Origin of the sequence: Flavobacterium sp. (genome assembly GCF_046155325.1) — a bacterium.
Lineage (GTDB): Bacteria > Bacteroidota > Bacteroidia > Flavobacteriales > Flavobacteriaceae > Flavobacterium.
In genome coordinates this window covers 1-3,245 of sequence record NZ_JBJXDQ010000154.1, presented here as the reverse complement: position 1 = coordinate 3,245, position 3,245 = coordinate 1, and the positions used below count along the sequence as shown (strand labels likewise).

At 32.1% G+C, this 3,245-nt stretch carries 3 protein-coding genes; 2 read left to right on the top strand and 1 reads right to left on the bottom strand.

The window, feature by feature from the left end:
* Positions 1-47: 47 nt before the first annotated feature.
* Positions 48-224 (top strand): DUF5522 domain-containing protein, encoded by a 177-nt coding sequence (locus ACKVOD_RS10650; protein ID WP_409209449.1) that lies wholly within the window; start codon positions 48-50, stop codon positions 222-224.
* Between the two features lie 140 nt (positions 225-364).
* Here the strand turns inward: ACKVOD_RS10650 and ACKVOD_RS10645 are convergent, their stop codons facing one another.
* The gene (locus tag ACKVOD_RS10645; RefSeq protein ID WP_409209448.1) at positions 365-1,312 is read right to left on the bottom strand and encodes a GSCFA domain-containing protein; all 948 of its coding nucleotides are present in this window, start codon (positions 1,310-1,312) and stop codon (positions 365-367) included.
* Positions 1,313-1,417: 105 nt separating this feature from the next.
* On the opposite strand from ACKVOD_RS10645, the gene ACKVOD_RS10640 reads away from it, so the two are divergent.
* Entirely contained in the window at positions 1,418-3,163 is a 1,746-nt protein-coding gene (locus ACKVOD_RS10640; protein WP_409209447.1) for an ABC transporter ATP-binding protein, read from the top strand.
* The last annotated feature ends 82 nt before the right edge of the window (positions 3,164-3,245 follow it).

Below are 3,245 nucleotides of genomic sequence, written 5' to 3'. Positions count from 1 at the left end.
GACTAACAATTAGGAACATACTAATGAAAGTTTTTAAATTTGCAGCTATGAACGAACAAAGTAAAGAAAATAATTTAATCGAAGGAGAAGATTTTTATTTTACCCCTGAAGGCTATAAATGTTTTACGGAAAAGTACCATTTAAAAAAAGGCTATTGTTGTAAAAATGGCTGTCGTCATTGTCCGTATGGATTTGATAAGAGAACCGGGGAGATTAAGAAATAAATTTTAGCTAATCCGATTTATTTTTAATAGAAAATTGCATCGAGAATCAGATAAATTTCTTTATTTTTTTTACGAAAAAAATATAATTGATGGAATTAATAATTAAACTCAAAGGTTTAATGTTATAAAATCAATAAAATTTAAAAAATAATTTTGGGAAATTGCTTTTGAATCAAAGCCTTTTTTTCTTCAAGTTTTGACAAAAATTGCTGATGACTTTCGGAGTTTGGATTAAAAGGTCGGTGCGCTAATCCTTTTTGAATCGTTTCGACTTCTTTCATAACCGAATGACTTTCATAGGAAATAGTAGTCTCTGAAAATCGCTCCCAAATATAATCTATCGCCACTTGACTCGGATGCAACATATCTTCGGCATAAAAACGATAATCGCGCAATTCGTCCATAATGATTTCGTAGGAAGGGAAGTAGGTTGCGGATGACAGATTATAGATTGCAGATGGCAAAGCAGTAATAAGATGCGCTTTACTTCGTTGATTTTCTACAAAACCGTCTTTGAGGTGGCGAACAGGAGAAATGGTGAAAATAAAACTGCAGTTCGGATTCACTTTTTGAATTAAATCTATCGTGTTTTGAATCGATTTTTTGAGAATTTCTAAAGATAAAATTTCTTTTTCAAATGCTGCCTGTGGCACTTTATGACAATTTGCTACTACTTCGTTGGTCGATTTCAACTTGTAAATCCAGGATGTTCCGTAAGTAATAATAAGGTGTGTGGATTGTGTTATTTGGTTATTTGTTGATTCGAGAATAGCATTTAAATTTTCAAGAAATTGGTCTTTGTTTTCATGACTCAAATCCGAATGAACTTCGTAACAATGCCAACGCTCGTTGTGAAAAAAAAGGTCTTTTTCGGTAAATTCAATTTCATTTACAATTCTTTCTATTAACCTTTCAATAGAAACGGGATTAAAAATAATACCAAAGGGATTCACCGTATTTTCGAACTTGAAATACTCTAATTTATCTCCCATATTTTCTGCAAAACAAGAACCTAACAATAGTAATTTAGAACTATAATCAATGGGTTGAGTCGATTTTAGAATCGAAATTTTGGTAGTAAAGTTCATTCGAAATGGGTTTAATATTCAAAAATACAAAATAGCAATCAAATAACATTGTTAACTAGAAATTGCTTAATTATTCCTTATTTTTGCCATTTTAAAATTTATAAAATGAACCTATTATATTCCTATTTAAAACAACACAAAACATTATTGTTTTTCGCCTTAATAATGGCAGCAATCAACATCTGTTTCAGTTTGAGCGATTCGATTATTACAGGTAAATTGATGCAGGATTGTGGTGTGGGTATTGCTAAATACAAAGGAAACGAACTCGGTTTTATTAAATCTGTTGGTTTTTGGTTGATGCTTTCGTTGGGAGTTTCAATGATTTCGCGTTTAACCAAAAACTTTCAGGATTATTTTACTAATATTGTCATTCAAAGGACTGGTGCGGAGATGTATACTGACGGAATTAAAAAATCACTGGATTTGCCTTATGAAGAATTTGAAGACCAACGCAGTGGCGAAACTTTGAGCAGATTGCAAAAAGTTAGAACCGATTCCGAGAAGTTGATTACGTTGTCTATTTCCTTAATTTTTCAAACCATTGTAGGTTTTGTTTTTGTTATCATTTACATTTCTAGAATTGATTATCGTATCTCTTTTATCTTTTTAATTTCGGCTCCAATCATAGCTGTTTTAAGTTCTTTTTTAGGAAAGAAGATAAAAATTATATCCCGCAGAATAGTTTCTCAAACTAATTCTCTAGCAGGCTCTACAACCGAAAGTTTGCGAAACATAGAATTAGTTAAAAGTTTGGGTTTAACGCAACAAGAAGAGCAAAGGTTGAACTCCAATACTCAAAAAATATTAGGTCTTGAATTACAAAAAATCAGATTCATTCGCAGTTTAAGTTTTATTCAAGGAACAACCGTTCATCTAATGAGAACTTGTGTGGTTTTTACTTTGTATTATTTTTTATTTGGCGATAAAATTTTAGTTGGGGATTTATTGACGATGGTTTTCTTTACTTTCTTTATTTTTAATCCACTACAAGAATTAAGTTCGTTTATAATTGTTCGAAACGAAACCAAAGTATCTCTAGAAAACTTCCAAAATTTGTTGAATACCCAATCAGAGTACCGACCTGAAAATCCAAAATCAATAGCTAAAATTGAATCACTACAATTTTTGAATGTGAGTTTTAAACACAAAACTGCTCATTTTCCGGCTGTTGAGAATATCAATTTCACTATCAAAAAAGGCGAAACCGTTGCTTTTGTTGGCCCTTCTGGCGCGGGTAAAACCACTCTAGTAAAATTGTTAGTGGGATTGTATCCGCCAGCACAAGGTAAAGTTTTGTATAATGGGATAAAATCTACCGCTATTGATTTATTAGAGTTGCGTCAACAATTAGGATTTGTTACCCAAGACGCCCAATTATTTTCGGGAACGATTCGCGAGAATTTATTGTTCGTAAAACCCGAAGCAACCGATGAAGAATTGCATGATGTTTTAAAAAGAGCCAGTTGTAAAACCTTATTGCAACGCGCGCAAGATGGATTAAATTCGACCATTGGCGAAGGCGGAATAAAAGTGTCAGGAGGCGAAAAACAGCGATTGTCTATCGCACGTGCTATTTTAAGAAACCCCAATTTATTAATTTTTGACGAAGCTACTTCGGCATTGGATTCGATTACCGAAGAAGAAATTAATTCTACTATTAGAACTATTTCAGACTCCAATAGGATTACGGTTTTGATTGCGCACCGACTTTCAACGATTATGCATGCCGATACAATTTTTGTATTGGAACAAGGAAAAATTATTGAGCAAGGTAAACATGAGGAATTACTTCTGGAAAAAGGCTTGTATTATGCGATGTGGAGACAACAAATAGGGGAGAGAAAGTAAGATAAATCGATAATTTTTAATACTTATTATAATTTTGAGTTAAAATTTAATTATTTCAAATTGAATTATATTAAAATTTATA

Bases quoted from the DNA above. Each gene is read 5' to 3' on its own strand.
- ACKVOD_RS10650 (WP_409209449.1), top strand. From the start codon at position 48: ATGAACGAACAAAGTAAAGAAAATAATTTAATCGAAGGAGAAGATTTT.
- ACKVOD_RS10645 (WP_409209448.1), bottom strand. From the start codon at position 1,312: ATGAACTTTACTACCAAAATTTCGATTCTAAAATCGACTCAACCCATT.
- ACKVOD_RS10640 (WP_409209447.1), top strand. From the start codon at position 1,418: ATGAACCTATTATATTCCTATTTAAAACAACACAAAACATTATTGTTT.